This is a genomic window from Paraburkholderia sp. BCC1886, from assembly GCF_900996245.1.
Classification (GTDB): domain Bacteria; phylum Pseudomonadota; class Gammaproteobacteria; order Burkholderiales; family Burkholderiaceae; genus Paraburkholderia.
The window spans coordinates 35,761-57,079 of sequence record NZ_CAAJGK010000033.1 but is presented as its reverse complement, the minus strand read 5'-3'; the positions used below and the strand labels follow the sequence as shown (position 1 = coordinate 57,079).

Here is a 21,319-nt window from a genome sequence, read left to right as displayed (position 1 = left end):
ATGCACACGGACTGGCGCAAACCGAAGGTGATCGAATCCGCCTCGCGGGATGTCAATCCGAGCGAGCAGGATCCGCGCATCCTGCTCGACGAGAGGCTCGAGGATGGCACGGTGATCGGCTGGCATGCGCATGGCTTTGCGCAATGGCTGCAGCCGGTGGAAGGTGCAATCACGGTCTTCGTTCAGGAACGATGCCTCGTCGTGCCGCAGCGCTTTGCAGCATATATTCCCGCTGCCTGCCTGCACACCGTGACATCGATCACCGACTCTTCGCTAAAGACGCTATGCGTCCCCGACGATGCTTCCCGCGCTCATGCAATGATCGGTCGCGCGCCTTTGGGCGTCGGCGATGGCAGCGGCAACGACGCGGGCGCGAGCGCGCTCCCGTCGCCCTTGCAAGACGGGCCGCTTGTGGATGCAGTGCGTTTGCTGATCGAAGGTGTGCGGCTTCCGCAAGACCGGCGCGCCCGGCCGATCGCGTTCAGGCTGGTCAATCAACCGGCTGACGTCCGCACGCTCAGGGACTGGGGCGAAGAACTGGGCGCGAGCGAGCGCACGTTGAACCGGATCTTTCGCACGGAGGTCGGGCAAGGTTTTCGTGAATGGCGCAGGCAACTACTGGTGCTGCAGACCACCGCGCTGATTCTGGCGGGCTTGTCTGTCAAGCAGGTCGCCGCGACGCTGGGCTACGCCGCGCCTTCAGCATTCGTGGCCGGCTTTCGCTCGGCGACCGGGACGACGCCGTCGCGCTTTGCAGCGGGAATCATGGCCGGCGATTGAGTTGACGCGTGGCGCGGCGCAGGCAGCTCTATCAAGCCCTCACTCAAATCACCCCCCTCTGCAAGCGAATCCCATGCCGCTTGAGCTTCGCATATAGCGCAGGCTTCGACACCGCCAGCATCGTCGCGCAACGAGTCATGTTGAAGTTGCATACATTGAGTGCGGTTTCGATCGCCCGCCGCTCAGCTTCTCCCAACGATAGAACCGGTGCGGCGTCCTTCTGATGCGTGCCGTGAGCCGCCCTCTCCGAAGTCGACGCATCGCGAAACAGCGAGCTCACATCGTCGATCTGTCCATCCTCGCTCAGATTGACCATTCTCTCGACGAAGTTTTCGAGCTCCCGCACATTGCCCGGCCAGCCATACGAGGACATCTGCCTGATGGCGCGCGGCGTCATGCCGTAGATCGCCTTGTCGAGCAGCGCCGCGTATTTGGCAACGAAGAAACCTGCCAGCACGGGGATATCGTCCGGACGTTGCCGCAACGGGGGAATGGCAATGTCGATCACGTTGCAGCGATAGAACAGATCTTCGCGGAACGACTTCGCGCGAACCATCTCCTGAAGGTCCCGGTTGCTCGCACACACGATCCGCACGTCGATCTGAATGCCGCGCGTGTCGCCCAGCCGCGTGACCTCGCGCTCCTGGAGCACGCGCAGTAATTTGGCCTGAACATCGAACGGCAACTCTGATATCTCGTCGAGAAACACCGTCCCGCCATCCGCGGATTCGAATTTTCCCGGCCGGCCGTCGCGAGTCGCGCCAGTGAAACTACCTGGTGCATGACCGAACAGTTCGCCTTCGATCAGATCGCGCGGCAGCGCCGCGCAGTTGATTGCGATAAACGGATGCGCGTGCCGCTCGCTCGCGTTATGAATCGCCTGCGCGAACAGCTCCTTGCCGACCCCACTCTCTCCACTCAACAGGATATTGGCCGAGCCGCGCGCCGCCTTGCGGGCGGCTGCAATCGCATCGAGCAGGCCCGTGCTATGGCCGACGATACTGTCGAACGTGTAGCGCGCGTGATTGCCCGCATATTTGCCGACGATCTTGCGCATGCGTTTGAACTCGCGAAACGTGTTGACGACCGACACGACCCGTCCGCTGGCATTGGTCACGGGAATGGCGGTGTCCAATAAGTGAAGATGACGGGCTGGCGAGTCGATGATCAATTCACGATCGACATATCCCACGCCGGTCGAAAAGATCGGCCCGATAATCGGTGCGAAGTCGATCAACTTTCCCAGCGGTTGCCCGATTGCCTCGACCGGATCGATACCGAGAATGCGCCCGGCAACCGTGTTCGCGTGACGCACGATGCCACCGTGCGACAGAACCATCAGTCCGTCGCCGATATGATCGATGATCGCCTTCTGTTCTTCGATCAGACACTGATGCAACGCAAGTTCGAGATGCCGCTGAACGATCACCTCGAGCACCGTTTGCAAGAGGCTGCAGGTCATCGCGAGCGTGCCTGCTGCGAGCACATTGTCCGAACTCACCAGCAGTACGATCCGCTGTGAGCCGCACGTGAGCGTCGTTGCTGCGGCGCCGGAGGTAGTGGCGACCAACGTGTCGTCATTGCCAAGCTGGTTGATCATGCCACGAGCCGACGCGGCTAGCGGCGCTCCACCGTCCAGCGCCGCGCCGTCGGTTCCCACCACGCGCACGCGGATTCCCGGGCGCGACGCCTGGCGACTGCACGCCTGTTGCCACGCCGGGTCCGTCAGCGCGGCCAGCAGCGCCGTCATCTCCGCACCCGGTTCACCACTGTCCATTTTCACGTTCGGTCTCGCGATGTCGTTGCCCATTGCCAAGACTACCCGGTGCAAAAAAGACCGTCGCGGTTGACGACCCCGCTTATTGCGCCGCCAGCGGTTCGAGCTTGCTTCTGGTCAGACGATAGACGGTCACGGGCGCATGCACCCAATCGCCTTGCGGATCGAACTTGACCGGACCCAGCATGCTGCTGAAACTCGCGTCGCTCATCACTTTCGAAAAGACCGGCGCCGAGGTCGAATTGGCTTTCTGCATCGCGTCCGCGACCAGCAGCGTCGCGGCATAAAACGCGGGGGAATAGGTGTCGACTTCCGCGTTGAAGGTGCTCCTGAATTTTTCGCGGAAAGCCTTCCCTGCCGGCAGACTGTCGAGCGGCTCGCCGCCCTGCGCACAAAACATCCTGCCATCGAGCGCATTGTTCGAGAGCGTGGCGAACTCGGGCGAACAGATGCCGTCACCGCCCACCAGCGCCGCCTTCATGCCCAGGTCGTTCATCTGGCGCGCGAGAAAGGCGGCCTGAGCGTAGTAGCCACCGTAAAAGACGACTTGCGGATTGGCCGCTTTTACGTGAGTCAGGATGCCCTTGAAATCGGTGCTTTTATCCGTGCCGTACTCGCGCGCCACGACCGTCAAGCCGTCTTTGGTTGCCTGTTTGATGAACACATCGGCAACGCCCGAGCCATAGGCGGTGCGATCGTCCACCACCGCAACCCGTTTTACCTTCAGCGTCTTCGCTGCATAGTCGGCCATCCTCACACCCATTTCGTTATCGTTGGTCGCGAGGCGGAAGACATACGGAAAACCGAGCGCGGTCAAAGCCGGGTTCGACGATGCGCCGGTAATCATCACGACGTGCGCGTCGTTGTAGACGCGTGCGGCAGGAATGCTGACGCCCGAGTTGTAGTGTCCGATAACCGCCACGACTCCGGCGTCGATCAGTTGCTGCGCAACGTTCACGCCGACTTTCGGATCGGCCTGGTCGTCGGCGGAGATCAGCTGGAACGTCACCGGCTGGCCGTCGATGACCATCTTGCGCGCGTTCAGTTCGTTGATCGCGAGTTGGACACCGCGCTCGTCGTCCTTGCCGCTTTGCGCCTGACTGCCGGTCAACGGCCCGGCATGGCCGATCTTGACGACCGTATCGGCGACGCTGGGCGCGGTCCATGCAACGCCGAGGCCGGATAGCGCTACGGTTGCAATCAGCGAGAGAGCACTTTTCATTTCGATTCCGCGAGGTGGATAGTCAGCGATTGAAGGGTGTCCCGCACGGGCGACAGGTTGGTAAAGGTAAAGTCCGGGCGCGGCTGCCAGGTGCCGAGCGTGTCGTTGCCGCGGTTGATCCACGCGACGGGCATCCCCAGCGGCTTCGCACCGTCGATGTCGGCCCAGCTCGCCAGCGAGCAATGCAGGACGTCCGAAGCGGGCAAGCCCAGGCGGTCGAGCGCGAGCGCGAAAATCGTCTGCGACGGCTTGTAGGCTTTGGCCATCTCGGCGGTCGTAACGTGTTCGAAATAGCGGGTCAGCTGACTGCGCTGCCAGAGATCGCTATCCATGTTGGTGATGGGCATGAGCGGATAGCGCGCGCTCGCCCACTCCAGAAAGTCGATCGCGTCGGGATGCGCCGGCGACGATTCAACCAGGTGGGTCAGGAAAAGATCGGCCGCATCGCCCGCGTTTCGCACGTTCATCGCGCCCGGCGCCAGTGCGTCGATGCAGGCTTGCAGGGCATCCTGCGCGACGCTGCGGTAGCGCCGGTATGCCCCACCCCGATACAGGCGCACACAGCGGATGTCCCAGTCGAGGTAGAGGCTGTCCGCCTTCTGGCCGGTGTCGATCCCCAGTTGCGCGAGGACGGCTTCCATACCACGTGTCCCGCCCTGGTCGACATCGACCAGCGTGCCGAAATAGTCGAACGTCAAAGCCTGAATGTTCATGATGATTTTCTCGTGGTGAATCCGCGCACGCGCAGCGCCGCGTCGGGACTTTTGAACGCGGTGATCGCAGCGCGCGTTTCGAGGTCGAGACTGTCTGCCAGCACGCTCGACATCTGCTGATTGACGAGGCGCTTGAGCATCGACACGGAGAGGTTCGACCGGCTGGCCACCCGTTGCGCGAGATCGAGCGCCGTGTCGAGCATCCGGGCGTGAGGCACGACACGGTTGACGATGCCGCACGCGAGCAGTTGCGTCGCGGATTGCCGCTCGCCGAGCAGCCACAGTTCCATCGCGCGTTGATACCCGACCACGTTGGGCAACAGGTGCGTCACGCCGCCCGTCACGAACTGGCCCCACTCCATTTCCGGAAAAAAGCACACCAGGTCGTCCGCCGCGACGACGAGATCGCAGTTCATCAGCCACTCGAAGCCGCCGCCCACTGCAAAGCCGTGAATCGCGCCGATGACGGGCTTGTCGTTGAACATCAGGTCGCGCGTTATGCGCTGAATCCGCTCGATATGCTCGCGAATGCTCGCGTCGCTTTCGCTTTGACGGTCGAACTCCTTGAGGTCGTCGCCGGCGCAGAAGGCCCGGCCTTCGCCGGTGAACACGATCACGCTGGTCGAGGTGTCGTGGTTCGCCTGTTCCAGCGTGCGATGCAGGTCTTCGAGCAACTCGCCGCTGATCGCGTTGAGCCGTTCTGGACGCTTCAACGTGACGACACTGACCGCGCCCTGATTCACCACCGTTGCGTAGCTCATGCAGGCTCCTTGTCGATCCAGCGGGTTTTGCCTTCGGTGCGGGGGAAATGTTCGAACGGCACCATCGTGACCGTGGCGGTCGATCCCACTCTCGCGCGCACGGCCGCTTCGATCGCATTCACGGCGTCTTGCCAGGCCGATTCGGGCAAACCATTCGCAGCCTCGACGCGCATCACGATCCGGTCGTACGGACCGTCGCCTTTGAGGACGATCCTGAACATGCCCGAGCTGAATTGCGGCAACGATTCGACCGCCACGCGAACCGCGCTCGGAAACACGTTGATGCCGCGCACGTTGAACATGTCGTCGGTGCGGCCCGTCACGCGAAATCGCCACGCGGTGCGGCCATCCGGACCGGCCTCGGTCGCGGTCACGGTAATGACGTCACGCGTGCGATAGCGGATCAGCGGCTGGCACTCCTTGCGAAGATGGGTGCAAACGAGTTCGCCGACTGCGCCGGTGACGAGCGGCTGGCGTTCGAGCGTCGCGGGGTCGATGATCTCGGCGAACACGACGTCGCTGGCGTGGAACAGCAGGTCATTAGTCCAGTCCGTCTGTCCGCCCAGAATGCTGAGCACTTCGGACAGACCGAAGTTCGCGTTGCGGACCTTGAAGCCCCATTTGTCTTCCATCGCCGAACGCAGATCGGGATTGTCGAGGCCCGCTTCGCCACCGAAGAGCCCGAGGTCGAGCTTGAGATCGCGCGGACCGACACCGTCCAGTTCCCGCAACACCTGTTCGATCAGACCGGGATAGGAAGGCGTGCAGGAAATCGCGTTGATGCCGAGGTTCAGGATCGAGTCGATCAGGAGCCGCGTATTGCCGACACCGAACGGAATCACGGTTGCGCCGGTCGCTTCGAGAATCGTGTGGTCGGTGAAGCCGCCGGTCCACATGCAGTAGTTCAGGCAATGCACGACCCGATCGGTGGGACGCAAGCCGGCTGCCCACATCGAACGCGCACCGGCCTGTGCGACCCACTGCGCGTCGCGCCGGCTGTTCGCCAGAATCAGCGGACGGCCGGTCGTGCCCGAGGTGCGATGCAGCCGCGCCACCGACGCTTCGCCGCAGGCCGCGTAGTCGCCGAACGGCGAGTCGTTTTCCTGACTGATGCGTAGCTCGTCTTTTTCGGTGAACGGCAAATCGACCAGCGAATCGAGCGTGATTTCGCGATCGATCCAGTGCGACAGCTTCGTGCGGTAGAACGCGGACATCGAACGGACATAGTCCCATTGCGTCGACCACAATTCGTCCTGCACGCGCCGTACCTTGGGGAGTGGCAGCGTTTCGAATTCCTCGTCGAAATAGACCGCCGGGGAAGGACGCGTCGAATCAAAATTCATGCACTGGCCTTTAGGGGAAATCGGTTGAAGATGAAGCGCTACACCGCGCGTCGTTGTGCGGCGCGCTGTTCGATCTGCTCGCGGTTCACGATGGCTCTCGCATGCCGTGCGGTGCCGATCGATCCTGCTGGATCGCTCGCCACGACATCGAACCAGTACAGCGCGCCTTCAATCGATTGCAGCGTCGCTCGCGCTTCGACGGTGACGCCTGGCGAAGTCGGCTGCAGGTGAGCGATCTCCGTCTTCACACCGACCGAGAGGTGGCCCGCGACGAGCGCGGAACGCATGGCTTTTGCGCAGGCGCGTTCCATCAGCCCGAGCATCGCGGGCGTGGACAGCAGGTCGGGATAGCCTTCGCCGTCGGCTTCCGCAAAGGTGGAAGCAAGGTGCGTGTCGAGCACCCGCATGGCGAGTGTCTCGGTGATACCGGGTTTCAGCATGTGTCCTCCGTTGTGTGACGGAGGCTTTAAGGCAAGGCCTGTGCCAATCTCGAGGAGGCCGGCTGGGCAAGGGTTTGGATGGTGATGGAAGTTAGGAACGCAGTCGGGTGTAAACGAACAGAACGTTCGGATATTTTACGGGCGTTAAGATTTTTAACGGGTGCCGCGAACGCTTCGACGCGTCGGTTCAACTTTCCGAATCCATATCTATCAAGTATGGACAGGGCCTGATAAACATATTAGACGCCTACCCGTCGTTGCCCTATGCTGCGTTGGCTCGTGCCGGAAAGAACGCGCGTTTACTGTTTTATTGCGTGGATTACGTGGGGGTATCAATGCGGTTGAGTCAAACGGGTTTTTGTTTTCGCACGATCGCCGCAGTCGCGGCATGCTTGTCGTTTTACGGCGCAAGTACGCATGCGCACGAACAGCGTGTACAGGACAACGTTTCGAATCCAGCAGATGTCGTGGGCGCCAGCACTGCCAGCGTACGGGATTTGCCGCTCGCCGGCGGCGAGTACCAGCGCGTGCTCGTCTATGGTGTGAAGACGGCTACCCGCGGCGTCATCGTCATGTTTCCAGGTGGGAGTGGCGAGATCGATATCGAGCGCGACGGGACCATCGCGCATGGCGACAATTTCGTCGTCAGGACGCGCGAGTCGTGGGCACGACGCGGCTACGGCGTCGTCATCGTCGACGCGACCGGTCACCGCTCTTTACGTGGAGAACGCAGCAGTGCCGCGTACGCAGCCGACACCCAGGAGATTCTGACGTTCGCGCGCTCGCTTTCCGGTTTGCCGATATGGGTGATGGGCACGAGCCAGGGATCCATCGCGGCGATGAATGCAGCGGCGCACGCGCGCCCTCGTGAACTGGCCGGTGTGGTGCTCACCGAATCCGTTTCGATTCTCGGCAAATCTCGTGAGACCGTGTTCGATGCGCATCCCGGCGACGTGCATGTTCCCGCATTGGTGCTCGCGAATCGCAACGACGCCTGCTGGGTCGCGCCGCCTTCGATGGCCGACGCGATCGCGCGTGCCATGCCCAACTCCGCTGCAACCGTCAAGTTCGTGCGCGGGGGCGTCATGAAGTCCTCCAACAGTTGCAGTTCCATGTCGCCGCATGGCTACTGGGGTATCGACGAGCAGGTCGTCGACGAGATCGACGCGTGGATGCGCGGCATTGCTTCTACCTGATACCGCGTGACACTCAGCCCAACGCCCCGCCGAACGCTTCGCCGACTCCTCTGTAATTGCGGTTGGTCACGTCCGGATTCCGGTTCACCAGTGACCTCGCGTACAGAGGGTGCCGCAAACTGCGGACCTCGTGCTCGAGCGTGAAGCAAGCTGTTCCACTCGCCGGATCGACGAGCTCGGCGAACCGGTATTGGTGAGGCTCCTCGCCATAACTCAGGCCGCGCGCGGCGAGCCGCTCATAAGGCCCGGAAAAGTCGGACACATAGATCTGGATATGATGTCCGTCGTAGGTCGGGCTCGCTGCAGGCGTTTCCGCGTAGACGAGCCGTTGATGCCGGCCCACCGCAATCGCTGCCTGCACCGCACCCTTGCGCTCATGTACGTTGGCCGGCGCCTCGAATATCTCCCGATAGAACCCGGCAATCGAAGCCGCGCAACCAACCGGCACATCGAGTTGCACATAGGCGATGCCGAGGTCGATGTCCGACCACGGATCGCTCGCGGCGCGCGCTTCGGGATCAAGACAGTCGTAGCGATTTCCCCACGGACAGACCACTTCCACGCGATCGTCCCGCTCGGTCCAGCCGAATCGTGTCCCCTCCAGCCAGGGGTTCACGGCGCGCAGGCGCGCGATCAGCGACGCGCGGCCGCCCACGATCAGCCCGACATGCCCCCGCAGGCGCTGGGCGTCGCCGTGCGGCAGGTGAATCTGCGAGCGGCCGACGTTGATCCACATATTGGTGACGCCTGTCATCAGAAATGGATCGCGCGTCAAGCCGAGTCCGCTGACGTAAAACGCAGTAGCGAGCCGCTGGTCGGGAATCGTAAGGTTGACGTGCTCCAGCAACATGAGATTGCCGATGTCTTCAAGTGCGTAGTCGGAACGCTTCATCTGTCTGCCCTGTATGAATGGACGCAATCGATCAACGATACCTCATCCGCGCGGCGCTCACGGCATACTTGCCGTCGACCGTGTCTCGGGTAATTCGATCCGCTTGATATCGCCGAGGATAAAGATATACGACGCCGCGCCCAGAACCGCCACCGCCCCGATGAACATAAGCCCCCAATAGAACGAACCCGTAATCGCGACGATGGTGCCGATCACGATCGGCGTGACGATACCCGCAATGTTAGCCGTGAAGTTGAAGATGCCGCCAGTCAGCCCCATCAACCGCTTGGGCGCGATGTCGGGAATGATCGACCAGCCAAGACCGCCCATGCCCTGGCCGAAGAAAGCCAGCGAGAGGACCGCGATCACGGCGGCATCGCTATGCACATAGATGGCCGCGACGATACACGACGAAAGCAGCAAGCCACTGATGATGGGCAGTTTGCGCGCCAGGTTGATGCGTCCGGTTCGACGTAGCAGAAAATCCGACAGCCAGCCACCGAATAGAACGCCGACCGAGGCGCCGAGAAACGGCAGAATCGCAAAGAAGCCGATCTTCAGCCACGCCATATGCCGCTCGGTCACGAGGTAGGTTGGAAACCACGTGAGAAAGAAAACGACCGTCGAGTTGCCGGCGAACTGCCCGATTGCGGCGCCCCAGATCTCGCGGCGGCGCAGCAGGCTGCGCACGTCGTGCCAGGAGAACGGCCGCTGCGCATCGACGGCGCTGGAAAGGCCACCGCCCGCGCCGATATGATCGCGCTCGGCATCGTTCATCGTCCGCGACTCGTGGGGCTCGTGATAGCGTAGCCACCAGACGAGCGCAAACACGAGTCCCACCGCGCCAACGATCACGAACATCGCGCGCCAGCCGAATGTCGCGATGATCCAGAACAGCAGCGGGCTGAACACCGCGAGACCGACGTATTGCCCGACCTGATAGACGCTGGTCGCGCGCGCACGCTCGCGCTGCGGAAACCAGTGGCCCACCACACGGCTATTCGCCGAGAAACAGGGCGACTCCGCCACACCCAATCCCAGGCGATAAATCAGCAACGACAGCAGGCCGCCTGACAGCCCGTTGAGCATGATGAAAATCGACCAGCTTGCAACCGCAAGAAAATACGTCTTTCTTGCGCCGATCCGGTCGAGCAGTAGGCCCGCGGGTATCTGCGAAAGCGTGTACGTCCACGAGAATGCGGAGAAGACGATGCCCATCACACCTGCCGACAGACCTAAATCCTTACTCAGGCTCGGCGCCGCGATGCCGAGTACCGTGCGGTCCAGATAGTTGATGACCGTGCCGATCGCGAGTAACGCGAGAATCGTGAAGCGTGTCCGCGATCGGCGCGCCGACGCGAGAGAGAGGTCTCCGGGCGTCGCCAGCGTTGCGTCAGTTTTCATGCTTGTCTCCAGTATCGAACGAGGCAGACGTCTTCGATGCGTCTGTTAGGGCTGCGGTCCCGATCTTCGGATCGTGGGATCTCCGGATGGGACTGATAGAGCAATGGGCTACACGTTTTCCCAGTTGCCCGAACGGATGCTGCGCGCGATCGCTTCGAGCGTCGCAATGGTGTCGATCGACTCCTGCTCGGTGCTGCCGGTCCATTGCTCAGGACCCAGCGCCACGGCACGGGCAAAATTCTCCGCTTCGGCCAGAAACCCGCTGCCGCCGGGTAGCGTGATCGTTTCGCGCGGCGTCGTCGCCGGAATACCGCGACGCACGTGGATGTCGGGTGGCCCGGCATCCGGCGGGCTATTCAGGAAGGTCGTTTCGATCATGCCGTCGGTGCCCGCGATCAACGCATGCCGGTGATAGGCCGTATTGAAGCTGCAGGAAATCTGACCCAGCACGCCGCCCGGAAACTCGAGACTGGCGATCACGGTGAGATCGACCTTCGTTTCGGCCCAGCGCGCGATCGCGTTCACCCGCGTCGGCTTTTCGCCTGCCACCATGCGGACCATGTTCGTCGCATAGCTGCCCGCGTCGAGCAACGCGCCGCCGCCGCGCTCCGGGTCGAGCCGGATATTGGACGGGTCGGCGAACTTGACACCGAAGCACGCGAACACCGTTTGCACGCGGCCGATCGCGCCTTCGTCGAGGAGCCGGCGCACTGCGAGTGTCTGTTGCTGCGCGCGATACGGATACGCTTCTGCCAGGAAGCGTCGATTGCGGCGCGCAGCGTCGAACATGGCGAGCGTGTCGGCCTGCGATATGGCGATCGGTTTTTCGCAGAGAACATGCTTGCCCGCATTCAACGCCTTGATGACCCATTCGGCGTGCAAGGTGTTCGGCAGCGGCACGTAGACGGCGTCCACATCCGGATCGTCGATCAAGGCTTCATACGAACCATGCGCGCGCGGCACGCCGGTTTCGTCCGCGAACTGTTTGCCCTTGGCCAGATCGCGACTCGCGACGGCCACGACCTCGACGAGGGGCGAAGGGCCGACGCCCGCGATAAACGAACGCGCAATTTTCGCGGCGCCGAGTACGCCAAAGCGAAGCGGTTTAAGTGTGTCCATGGTTTTCAAGGTCCAGTAAGAAGATCAGGAGGCGACGGATTCGCCATGCGCCGTGTTTGCCGTATTGGCGGTGTCCGCAGAAGAAGCGAAGCCGAAAAGCCGGCGCGGCGTTTCCCATTGAATCTGCCGGCGCACGTCGGCGTCGGGCACCATCTGTTCGAACAGCGCCAGCAGTGGCCCATAGTCGAGACGTTCGGGTGCACGCAGGAACGGCCAGTCCGATCCCCACACGCAATGCCGCGGACCGAACGTGCGCAACAGCTCGTGGACGTAGGGCCAGGTGTCTTCGTACGGATGGGGTGCCTGCGAATACTTCTGCCAGCCGGACAGTTTCACGGTGGCCCGACCGGTATCGGCGAGACGCAGCAGCGCCTGAAAGCCCGCTTGCCCAAGCCCCGCCGCAGTCTGCGGCCGGCCGCAGTGATCGACCAGTAGCGTGGCCGGTTGCCGCGCGAGCCACGGGCCAAGAACGGCCATCTGATCGCCCGCGACCTGCACCTGCGCGATCATCTCCAGATCCGCGAGCGCGGCGAACAGCTCGCCTGCGCTCAACACCAGGTCGACCCCTTCCATCGCCGGGTTGAACGCCACGCCGATCACGCCGGCCTCGCGCAGCACAGCCAGTTCGTCCCGGCGGATGTGGTTATCGACCACGGCAATGCCGCGAAAGCGCTCCGGGTAAGTTTGCAGCGCGTCGAGCAGGCAGCGGTTGTCGGTCCGGTAGCCGCTCGTCGGGCCAACCAGAAGCGCGTGGCGCACGCCATACGCGTCCATCACGCGGATCAGTTGCGCGGACGTGCCAACTTCCTGCTGGGCCGGGCGATACGCGGTGTCGTCGCGATACGGAAAGCGACCCGGGTCGAACGCGTGACAGTGGCAATCGATCCTGTCTTCGTCGAATACGCTCATGGATGCACCGTCCGGTTCGTTTCAGGCGCCACGATGGCTGCGGGCTTCAATACGTGGCCCTCCCGCCGGTCAGGTCGAACGTGAAGCCGGTTGTAAAGCTGCACGCGGGGCTCACTATCCAGCTCACCATCCTGCCGACTTCCTCGATCTGCAGCAGCCGGCCCATCGGAATCTTCGCCTTGCTGGCGTCGATGTGCGCCTCGGACATCTCCTTCATCAATTCGGTTTCCACCATGGCGGGCGCGATGCAATTGATCAGCACGTTGTCGCGCGCGAGTTCTTTTGCGGCAGACTTCGTAAACGCGATGACGCCCCCTTTCGCCGCCGAATACGCGGAGATGTACTGCACGCCCTCCTTGCCGGCAATCGATGCGACATTGAGAATGCGCCCGCCTCCCCGTGCACGCATGTGCGGGATGGCGACCCGGCAGCAATAGAACACGCTGTTCAGATCCACCGCCAGCACGCGCTGCCAGGTCGCGACGGGATACTCCCAACTCGGCGCAACCGGGCCGTTGATGCCCGCGTTGTTGACGAGAATGTCCGCGTGGCCCAACGCATCGACGGTCGTCGCGAACGCGCGCTCCACGGCCTCATACGAAGACACGTCCACCGCCTGCAGATGATCGGCTTCGAAGCCTGCCAGCTTCGCATCGAATTCCTTGACGTCCAGGTCCCAGATCGCGACACGCGCGCCCGCGCTCTTCAGTTCACGGGCAATACCCAGGCCGATGCCACGGGCCGCGCCCGTGACGATCGCGACCTGACCATCGAGTGTGTGGTTCATGGCGAAGCTTCCTTTTCGATTCGAGGATTCAGGGATTCGAGGATTCAGGGATTTAGCGGATGAAAGACGGGATAACAGGCGGAACGGGCAATGCGGTGTAGCGCTGGCGACGTGCGCCCGGCCGGCAGATGGGGTTCATGCTGTCTCCTTGTCTTGTCGGGCGCCTTGCATTCATCGCCCTGCTTGATGGAGATACTAGGGAGTAATCGTCCCGTTGTCGTATGCCAAGTTTCAGCTATCCTATAACTTTTGGTTAATCGTCTGGAATGGCATCCGGGAGGCCTTGAATGCGCTTCAAGCTGCGGCAAATGGAAGTGTTTCGCGCGGTGATGCTGACGGGCTCGATCAACGCTGCCTCGAAGATGCTGTATGTCTCACAACCCGCAGTCAGCAAGCTCGTCTCGCATACCGAAACCACGCTGGGCCTGCGTCTGTTCGAACGCTCGAAGGGCCGGCTGACACCGACCGCCGAAGCGCAGGCGCTGTTTCGCGAGGTCGAGCAGGTCTATCAGTCCGCGTTGCGCGTCGACGAATTCGCCCGCGCGCTCGCGCTCGGTCCGGCGAGCCTGCTGCGGATCTCTTGCAGCCCTTCGCTGGGGCCGTCGATCGTGGCACCCGCCATCGTCGAACTGAAACACGGCATGCCGAAGCTCAGGATCGACTGGCATACGACACTCATGTCCGACATGCCGCTCGAGGTGCTGAGCAAGGCGGTCGACATCGCAGTGACGTCGATGCCGATCGAACACGAACATCTCGAAGTGGTGCCATTCATGCGTGGCCAAATGGTGTGCGCGCTGCCCGCGAATCATCCTCTTGCCGCGAAAGAGAGCATTGCACTCGCCGATCTGCGCTCCGAACCGATGATCCTGTTCAGGCGTGACATTCCTTTTGGCACGGTCATCGTCAGGGCATGCCAGCAGGCCGACGTCGAACTCACCTCGGTGGTCGACGTCACGCGCGCCGACCAGGCGCTGGCGTTGGTGCAAGGTGGTTTGGGACTGGCTATCGTCGACGAGTTCGCGGCGGGCAGTGTCGGTTGCACTGTGCGGCCGCTCGTCGAGGAACTCGAAATGATTTCGACGTTCGTGTACTCGAAGTTCTCGCCGCCTTCCCGAGGCGCAATGCTGCTGATGGAGGCGGTGTATCGCCGCGCGGAACAGTTGGGGCGGCAGGTGGGGAGCTTTCGGACTGCGGCGCGAGCGGGCCGGAAATGAGCTCGTGCCGCCGGCGCTAGACGATAATACCGGCTGATACCGTCATTGAAAAAAAGGAGCGCCCGGTGAGAGTGGGTCGTCCAATCAAAGCGTTACCGCAACCGCTGTGCGATTACTGCGGCGCTCGCGCCACGCTGAGCCGATATGGTGAAGCGGGCTATCCGTATCGCGAGGATCACGGCGTTCTGTGGATCTGCGTGGCATGCCAGGCGTGGATCGGCACGCATGCCCGGAGCACGCGCAATCTGCCGCTCGGGCGGCTCGCTGACGCTTCGCTACGCGACGCGAAGAGCCGTCTGCACGACGCGCTCGAGCCGCTGGTCGCCGGGAAGGTCAGGCGCGATGGCGTGAATGCTTTCGAGGCGCGCGGCAAAGCCATCCGCTGGGTCGCCGCCGAGTTGGCCTTCGACCCGGTGCCGGCCACGATTCACCAGCTGTCTCTGGATCAGTGCGAAAAGGCGATCCAGCACGTGGAAGCGTTCATCGCGCAACGACGCTAGCCAGTCAACGAAGCCACGCTCTTGCCGGCCTTGCACACGCATGCAGGCCCGCGCATTGCTACCGCTTCCAGGACTGGCTCAGACACGAAAAACAATTTGAACCCAACCCTCCCGCTGCTGATCGTGAGTTTCTTCGCCGCCGACGTGCAGGCGGGCGTCGGGCCGTTCCTCGGCATCTATCTACAGGCGCAGAGCTGGACGCCGGACACGATCGGCACCGTACTCACCATCGGCGGCATTGTCAGCGTGCTCGTCACGACGCCGGCCGGTGCGCTCGTGGATGCAACCTCGCATCGTCGCAGTGTGATTGCCGGCGCAAGTGCGCTGACCGTCGTTGCCGCGGGCATCGTTCTGTTTGCACACGGTTTCTGGGCAGTCACGTTGTCGCAGATTGCCACTGCCGCCGGTGGCGCGACGATGGGTCCGGCGTTGGCGGGACTGACGCTCGGCATCGTCGGCCGTCACAACTTCGACCGTCAGTTCGGCCGTAACCAGGTCGCGAATCACGCGGGTAACCTGGTTGCCGCCGTGGTGTCCGGCTGTTTCGGCATGTGGTTTGGCATTCCCTATATCTTTGGCATGAGCGCGCTGGTCGGCGTGGCGTGCATCGTGTCCGCGTACTGCATCCCCGGTCCCTCGGTGCATCCTGCTGTTGCCCGCGGGATGATCAAAAAAGCGCCCGACGATACATCGGACTCCCGCGCAGACAGCATGCGCATTCTGCTTCGCAACCGCCCGTTGCTCGTGCTCGCCGTGGCGCTCGCGATGTTCAACCTCGGCAACTCCGCGATGCTTCCGTTGTATAGCCTCGCGGTGTCGTCGACCCATCGTGCCGACGCGAGTCAGATCACTGCCGCCAACATCGTCATCTCCCAGATCGTCATGCTCATCGCAGCCGCCTGCGCAAGTCGCGCGACCCGCCGCTGGGGCTTCTGGTGGATCATCCTCGTGACACTCGTCACGCTACCGCTACGCGCGATTGCCGCCGCATGGATCGGATCGACATGGGGCATCCTGCCGGTGCAGATTTTCGATGGAATAGGTGCCGGCTTGCAGAGCGTGGTCGTGCCTTCCCTCGTCGTGCATCTGCTTCATGGCAGCGGGCGGGTGAATCTCGGACAGGGTGCCGTTCAGGCCGTGCAGGCGGCGGGCGCCTGCATGAGCCCGCTGCTTGGCGGCTGGCTCGCGCAGCACTATGGATATTCCTTTGCTTTCATTGTGCTCGGCGCGCTGTCGCTCGTCTCGCTGGCTATCTGGGTTGGGTTCGGCAGACAGGCGCGGCAAATCTTCGATACGCGGCATGACGAACTGGCGAAGCTGGGCGATGTGGATTCGTCGGCGCTACTGCGTTGAGTGTTTCGAATGCCTGACGCCCTCACGCGTCTGGAACGTCGATCATCCCCTCGAGATACTGAACGGCCTGACCGGAGACATACACCCGATCATCCTGTACCCGGCAATGCAACAAGCCGCTGCGGCGGGACACCTGCATCGCCACGAGTTCCGGCTTGTTCAATCGCTCCGCCCACAGTGGCGCCAACGCCGCATGAATGGACCCTGTCACCGGATCTTCATCTCCGCCATTAGCCGGCCAGAAATAGCGCGACACGAAATCGTGCGCGTCGCCAGGCGCGGTCACGACGACATCGAGCGGTCCGAGTGCTGCCAGCAGATCCAGATCGGGTACCACGGCACGTACGTCCTGCTCGGTCGCATAGATGGCGACGTACGCCTGCTGGTTGATCAACACTGCCTCGGGCTGTATCGACAGTCCGTCGATCAGATTGCGCGGTATTTCGACAAGCGTCTCCGAGTGCCTCTGCGGAAAGCTCATCTCGATCAGACCGTCCTGCGTGCGTCGAACCGCAAGCCGGCCAACCGCCCTGGCAACGAACTCGATGACGTCGAGATCCTCGCGTTGCCCGAAAATCACATGGGCGCTGGCGAGCGTAGCATGCCCACAAAAAGCGATCTCCGTCAGCGGAGAGAACCAGCGGATGTCGAACGCACCGTCGGCAGCGACCACGAAGAATGCCGTTTCGGAGAGGTTGTTTTCCGCGGCGATGGACTGCATCAGACTATCGGGCAACCAGCGCTCGAGCGGAACGACGGCGGCGTAGTTGCCACTGAACACTTTGTCGGTGAATGCGTCGATCTGATAGATCGGCAGTTTCATGATCGGTACCTGGTCGAAGCGGGAAGTGGATCGGCTTGAGCGGGAGTGACTTTCGGCAGCGACGATATCAGGACGCGAAGCTGCCGGACAGGTACAGATGGTAAGGCTCTACACCAAAATCGACCCGGCGCTTGCCGGGCGCCGCTGACTTCACCCCGTCACGATCCTGGCAAAGGCACTCCGTATGTCCTTGCAGAAAGCCTCGGACACGGCCGGCTGCGGCTGCGAAACGTTGGTCACGATATAAAAATGATCGGCGACAGCGGGCACGAAGGGCTTCACCACCACGCGCTCACGGGCATAGGACGCCGTCACCGGGTCGATCAGCGCGACGCCCGCGCCATTCGCAACCAGCGCCACGATGGTCTGCGAAAGCTGCGCTTCGATCAGCAGATCGCGCGTCACGCCGGCCTCCACGAACACCCGGTCGATCGCGCTGCGCGCGTCGAAGCTTTGCGGAAACGAAATGAAACGCTCGCCGTCGAGGTCGGCAGGACGCAGCGACGGTTTCCTCGCCAGCTTGTGCCCACGCGGCACGATGCAGCGCATGTCGGCATGCGCGAGCCGCTCGCTCTTCACGGCCGGATGCGGGATGGGTTCCGCGATGACTCCGATGTGACACTGACCCGACGCGACCTTCTCCACCACGGTGGTCGCGCTATGGGCAAGCAGACTGACTTCGACCCCCGCGTGGCGCTCGACGAAACGCGCGATGACCGCTGGCAGGAGATCGAGTGCGACTGCCGGCGAGCCCGCCACGCGCAGCGAGCCGCGCCGCATCGCGCGAATCTGCTGGGCGGCCTGCGCAATCCGGTCGAGTCCGACGAACGCGCGCTCCACTTCTTCAAACAGCACGACCGCTTCGGCGGTCGGTGCGAGTCGACCGTGCTGCCGCCTGAAGAGCGCAAAGCCGACGCGATCTTCGAGATCGGCGATCAGACGGCTCACGGCCGGCTGCGAAATGTGCAGCGACTCGGCCGCGCCCGTCACCGTGTGACGCAGCATGACGGCACGAAACGCTTCGACCTGACGGATTTTGAGTTCAGATATATCCATAACATTGGATTATAGATGACGCATGAATCGGCATTTGACGCCGGATTTTTCGGCAGTCAAGCTGCTGGCCATGCCCAAATTCAAGCCAAAAATGCCGCGCGCGACCGATTTTTCGGTAATTAACATCGGCGGCAAGGTGGACTCCGCCTTATGAGCGCACCTCGTTTCGACATCGTGGTCGCGGGCGGGGGACTCGTCGGCATGGCGATCGCCTATGGACTCGCGCGCGCCGGCAAGCGCGTGGCCGTCTGCGATGGTGCGGATGGGGCGCATCGCGCCGCGCGCGGCAATTTCGGACTCGTCTGGGTTCAGGGCAAAGGCGGCCGATGTCTGCCGTATGCGCAGTGGTCGCGCGAATCGTCGCAGCGCTGGAGCAGCTTTGCCGCTCAATTGCAGCGCGAAACCGGTGTGAATCCGGGCTTCGAACGGCCTGGTGGAATCGAGCTATGCGAGACCCGCGAGGAACGGGATGCGGCGCAGCAACTGCTCGAATCGATCCGGGCGCAAGACCCGTCGCTTACGTACGAGGTCCTGGACCCGGCCGCGTTGAAAGCGCGCATTCCCTCGGCATCCGCCGCGCTGGCGGGCGGCCTTTACTCGCCGCACGACGGCCACGCGAGTCCGCTTCACACGTTGCGCGCGATGCAGCAGGCGTTCCAGCAGCATGGCGGCACCTATCTCCCTCGTAATGAAGTCCGCGAGATCGGCACCCATAACGACGGCTTCGAAGTTATCACGGCGACCGGCACGCTCGTCGCGCAGCGGGTCGTGCTCGCGGCAGGTCTCGACAACGCGCGGCTAGCGCCGATGGTCGGCATGCACGCTCCCATCTCGCCGTTACGCGGCCAGATCATGGTGACCGAACGGCTCGCGCCGTTTCTCGACTACCCGACACTCGTCGTGCGCCAGACGCCGGAAGGCTCGGTGTTGCTCGGCGATTCCGCCGAAGACGTCGGGTTCGACGACGGCCAGACGCGCAGCGTGATGGCCGACATCGCACGGCGCGCGCGCACCGCGTTTCCGCTGCTTGCGCATGCCCGCATCGTGCGCGCATGGGGCGCGCTGCGCATCATGACGCCAGACGGTTTACCCGTGTACGAGGAATCGCGTAGCCATCCCGGCGCTTTCCTCGCGATCTGCCACAGCGGCGTGACGCTCGCCGCGGCGCATACGGATGTGATCGCGCCATGGATCGCCGGCGGCACGCGGCCTGCGATCCTGCAACCCTTCGTCGCGACGCGTTTTTCCAATCCCACCGATGCACACCATGTTTGAAGCCATTGCAGTGAAGCCGGGCGGCACGGTCCGCATCGATATCGACGGCGCGGCCCATGAAGTGCCGATGCATTATTCAGTCGCCGCAGCGCTGCTGGCAAGCGGCGCGCTGGCCTGTCGCACGACGCCGGTGAGCGGTGCCCAACGCGGGCCGTTCTGCATGATGGGCGTGTGCTTCGACTGCCTCGTCGAGATCGACGATGTGCCCAATGTGCAGGCGTGCATGACCCGCGTCCACGAAGGCATGCGCGTGCGCTCGATGGCCGGCAAGGCGAGGCTCGCATGAGCGCACTGACATGCGACCTGTTGATCGTCGGCGCGGGGCCTGCGGGCATGTCCGCGGCAATCGAAGCGCGCGCGGCGGGTTTGAGTGTGCTGGTCGCGGACGAAGGCGAAACGCCCGGCGGCCAGATCTATCGCAATGCGAGCCACTCGCCGCTCGCCGACTCCAACGTACTCGGCGAAGACTACGCCGCCGGTCGCGGTTTGATCGGGCGCTTCGACCAGAGCGGCGCGAAGCATCTGGCGCGCTGCGTCGTCTGGCAGATCGCATTCGAGGGCGCGCAGGCCATCGCAATGCTCTCGCGCGGCGGTCGGCCCGAGGACGGCGCCGGCACGCTCGAAGTCGAAGCGCGCGCGGTGCTGATCGCGACCGGCGCGCAGGAACGGCCGTGGCCGGTGCGCGGCTGGACCTTGCCGGGTGTACTGGGGGTGGGCGCGGCGCAGACGCTCGTCAAGTCAGCGGGACTCGCGCCCTCACGAGACGCCGTGCTCGTGGGCAGCGGGCCACTGCTCTGGCTGTTTGCGTCGCAACTGCTGAAAGCGGGGCGCAGCGTGCAGGCCATTGTCGACACTACGCCGCGCGATGCATGGCGCGCAGCACTGCCGCATGTCTTGCCCGCACTGCGCGGCGCCGATTATCTGCTGAAGGGTTTGCGCATGATGCGCGCGGTGCAACGTGCCGGCATTCCCATTCATCGTGGCGCGAGCGCGCTTTCGATCGAGGGCGACGACCGCGTGCAACGTGTGAGCTTCGTGGATCGCCGCGGCGCCGCTCACTCGCTCGATACGTCGCTCGTGCTGCTGCACCAGGGCGTGATTCCCTCGACTCAACTGCCCCGCTCGCTCGGCTGCGAACATGAATGGGATGAGCAATCGGCATGCTGGCGTCCGCATACCGATGCCAATGGTAGAAGCAGCGTCGACAAGGTCTGGATTGCCGGCGACGGTGCGGGCATCGGTGGTGCGCAAGCCGCCGCACATGCCGGCACGCTGGCGGCGCTCGATATCGCGAAGGCATTGGGTGCGCTCGACGCGAGCACACACGAGGCGCGGAGCCAACACGCGCGGCGCGCGCTGAATCGTCATCTGGCCGTGCGCCCGCTGCTCGATGCGCTCTATACGCCGCCCGCCGCGCTACGCCGACCTGCCGACGACGTGACGGTGTGCCGCTGCGAAGAAGTCGACGCGGGCGAGATCCGACGCATTGCGGCGCTCGGCTGTCAGGGTCCGAATCAGATGAAGGCGTTTTCGCGCTGCGGTATGGGGCCATGCCAGGGCCGGTGGTGTGGCACGACCGTCGGCGAACTGATCGCAGAAGTACAGTCGCGGCGTGTCGACGAAATCGGCTATTACCGCATCCGCGCGCCGATCAAGCCGGTCACGGTCGAACAGCTTGCCGAGTCGATCCCGCTCGACGAAGACTTTGCGCGCGGCGAGTTTCCGAGTTGAACGACCGTTGAGCGACGCCAG

Annotated in this window: 21 protein-coding genes; 8 read left to right on the top strand and 13 right to left on the bottom strand. The window is 63.1% G+C overall.

Going from position 1 to position 21,319, the window contains the following annotated elements:
- Complete coding sequence (locus FQ746_RS03040; RefSeq protein WP_144107429.1) at window positions 1-780, top strand: helix-turn-helix domain-containing protein; 780 nt, start codon at window positions 1-3, stop codon at window positions 778-780.
- Between the two features lie 43 nt (window positions 781-823).
- On the opposite strand, the gene FQ746_RS03035 is transcribed toward FQ746_RS03040, so the two are convergent.
- From FQ746_RS03035 to FQ746_RS03010, 6 genes are all read right to left on the bottom strand, one after another.
- Window positions 824-2,557 carry a sigma-54 interaction domain-containing protein gene (locus tag FQ746_RS03035; protein ID WP_260853865.1) on the bottom strand — a complete coding sequence of 578 codons (1,734 nt, stop codon included), beginning with the start codon at window positions 2,555-2,557 and terminating at the stop codon, window positions 824-826.
- Between the two features lie 82 nt (window positions 2,558-2,639).
- The gene (locus FQ746_RS03030; RefSeq protein WP_144107425.1) at window positions 2,640-3,779 is read right to left on the bottom strand and encodes a branched-chain amino acid ABC transporter substrate-binding protein; all 1,140 of its coding nucleotides are present in this window, start codon (window positions 3,777-3,779) and stop codon (window positions 2,640-2,642) included.
- Window positions 3,776-4,492 (bottom strand): HAD family hydrolase, encoded by a 717-nt coding sequence (locus tag FQ746_RS03025; RefSeq protein WP_144107423.1) that lies wholly within the window; start codon window positions 4,490-4,492, stop codon window positions 3,776-3,778. The genes FQ746_RS03030 and FQ746_RS03025 overlap by 4 nt, the downstream gene beginning before the upstream one ends.
- Window positions 4,489-5,253 (bottom strand): enoyl-CoA hydratase/isomerase family protein, encoded by a 765-nt coding sequence (locus FQ746_RS03020; RefSeq protein WP_144107421.1) that lies wholly within the window; start codon window positions 5,251-5,253, stop codon window positions 4,489-4,491. The genes FQ746_RS03025 and FQ746_RS03020 overlap by 4 nt, the downstream gene beginning before the upstream one ends.
- Window positions 5,250-6,596, bottom strand: a complete 1,347-nt coding sequence (locus FQ746_RS03015) for a phenylacetate--CoA ligase family protein (protein WP_144107419.1) — start codon at window positions 6,594-6,596, stop codon at window positions 5,250-5,252. Before FQ746_RS03015 ends, FQ746_RS03020 begins: the two co-directional genes overlap by 4 nt.
- Before the next feature lie 38 nt (window positions 6,597-6,634).
- On the bottom strand, window positions 6,635-7,036 hold the full coding sequence (locus FQ746_RS03010) for a thioesterase family protein (RefSeq protein ID WP_144107417.1): 402 nt from the start codon (window positions 7,034-7,036) through the stop codon (window positions 6,635-6,637).
- A gap of 467 nt (window positions 7,037-7,503) precedes the next feature.
- On the opposite strand from FQ746_RS03010, the gene FQ746_RS03005 reads away from it, so the two are divergent.
- Window positions 7,504-8,232, top strand: coding sequence for an alpha/beta hydrolase (locus FQ746_RS03005; protein ID WP_260853864.1), 729 nt, complete (start codon window positions 7,504-7,506; stop codon window positions 8,230-8,232).
- A gap of 13 nt (window positions 8,233-8,245) precedes the next feature.
- On the opposite strand, the gene FQ746_RS03000 is transcribed toward FQ746_RS03005, so the two are convergent.
- From FQ746_RS03000 to FQ746_RS02980, 5 genes are all read right to left on the bottom strand, one after another.
- The gene (locus FQ746_RS03000; RefSeq protein ID WP_144107413.1) at window positions 8,246-9,124 is read right to left on the bottom strand and encodes a glyoxalase/bleomycin resistance/dioxygenase family protein; all 879 of its coding nucleotides are present in this window, start codon (window positions 9,122-9,124) and stop codon (window positions 8,246-8,248) included.
- A 57-nt stretch (window positions 9,125-9,181) separates the two neighbouring features.
- Entirely contained in the window at window positions 9,182-10,528 is a 1,347-nt protein-coding gene (locus tag FQ746_RS02995; protein WP_144107411.1) for an MFS transporter, read from the bottom strand.
- 108 nt (window positions 10,529-10,636) lie between these two features.
- Entirely contained in the window at window positions 10,637-11,647 is a 1,011-nt protein-coding gene (locus FQ746_RS02990; protein WP_144107409.1) for a Gfo/Idh/MocA family protein, read from the bottom strand.
- Window positions 11,648-11,671: 24 nt separating this feature from the next.
- A complete protein-coding gene (locus FQ746_RS02985; protein ID WP_144107407.1) occupies window positions 11,672-12,556 on the bottom strand; it encodes an amidohydrolase family protein in 885 nt (294 codons plus the stop codon).
- A gap of 46 nt (window positions 12,557-12,602) precedes the next feature.
- Entirely contained in the window at window positions 12,603-13,343 is a 741-nt protein-coding gene (locus tag FQ746_RS02980; RefSeq protein WP_144107405.1) for an SDR family NAD(P)-dependent oxidoreductase, read from the bottom strand.
- A 287-nt stretch (window positions 13,344-13,630) separates the two neighbouring features.
- Here FQ746_RS02980 and FQ746_RS02975 point away from each other — a divergent pair, with 287 nt between their 5' ends.
- The 3 genes from FQ746_RS02975 (at window position 13,631) to FQ746_RS02965 (ending at window position 16,413) form a co-directional block, all read left to right on the top strand.
- Window positions 13,631-14,560, top strand: coding sequence for a LysR family transcriptional regulator (locus FQ746_RS02975; protein WP_144107403.1), 930 nt, complete (start codon window positions 13,631-13,633; stop codon window positions 14,558-14,560).
- Between the two features lie 65 nt (window positions 14,561-14,625).
- Entirely contained in the window at window positions 14,626-15,060 is a 435-nt protein-coding gene (locus FQ746_RS02970; RefSeq protein WP_144107401.1) for a zinc-finger-containing protein, read from the top strand.
- A gap of 96 nt (window positions 15,061-15,156) precedes the next feature.
- Complete coding sequence (locus FQ746_RS02965) at window positions 15,157-16,413, top strand: MFS transporter (RefSeq protein ID WP_144107399.1); 1,257 nt, start codon at window positions 15,157-15,159, stop codon at window positions 16,411-16,413.
- Window positions 16,414-16,435: 22 nt separating this feature from the next.
- Here the strand turns inward: FQ746_RS02965 and FQ746_RS02960 are convergent, their stop codons facing one another.
- Window positions 16,436-17,236 (bottom strand): PhzF family phenazine biosynthesis protein, encoded by an 801-nt coding sequence (locus tag FQ746_RS02960; protein WP_144107397.1) that lies wholly within the window; start codon window positions 17,234-17,236, stop codon window positions 16,436-16,438.
- Window positions 17,237-17,386: 150 nt separating this feature from the next.
- Window positions 17,387-18,292 (bottom strand): LysR substrate-binding domain-containing protein, encoded by a 906-nt coding sequence (locus FQ746_RS02955; protein ID WP_144107395.1) that lies wholly within the window; start codon window positions 18,290-18,292, stop codon window positions 17,387-17,389.
- Window positions 18,293-18,442: 150 nt separating this feature from the next.
- Between FQ746_RS02955 and FQ746_RS02950 the strand changes: the two genes are divergently transcribed.
- From FQ746_RS02950 to FQ746_RS02940, 3 genes are read left to right on the top strand one after another with little or no spacing between them, the layout of a single operon-like run.
- On the top strand, window positions 18,443-19,567 hold the full coding sequence (locus FQ746_RS02950; protein ID WP_144107393.1) for an NAD(P)/FAD-dependent oxidoreductase: 1,125 nt from the start codon (window positions 18,443-18,445) through the stop codon (window positions 19,565-19,567).
- Entirely contained in the window at window positions 19,560-19,853 is a 294-nt protein-coding gene (locus tag FQ746_RS02945; RefSeq protein WP_144107391.1) for a (2Fe-2S)-binding protein, read from the top strand. The genes FQ746_RS02950 and FQ746_RS02945 overlap by 8 nt, the downstream gene beginning before the upstream one ends.
- The gene (locus FQ746_RS02940; protein WP_144107389.1) at window positions 19,850-21,298 is read left to right on the top strand and encodes an NAD(P)/FAD-dependent oxidoreductase; all 1,449 of its coding nucleotides are present in this window, start codon (window positions 19,850-19,852) and stop codon (window positions 21,296-21,298) included. The genes FQ746_RS02945 and FQ746_RS02940 overlap by 4 nt, the downstream gene beginning before the upstream one ends.
- The last annotated feature ends 21 nt before the right edge of the window (window positions 21,299-21,319 follow it).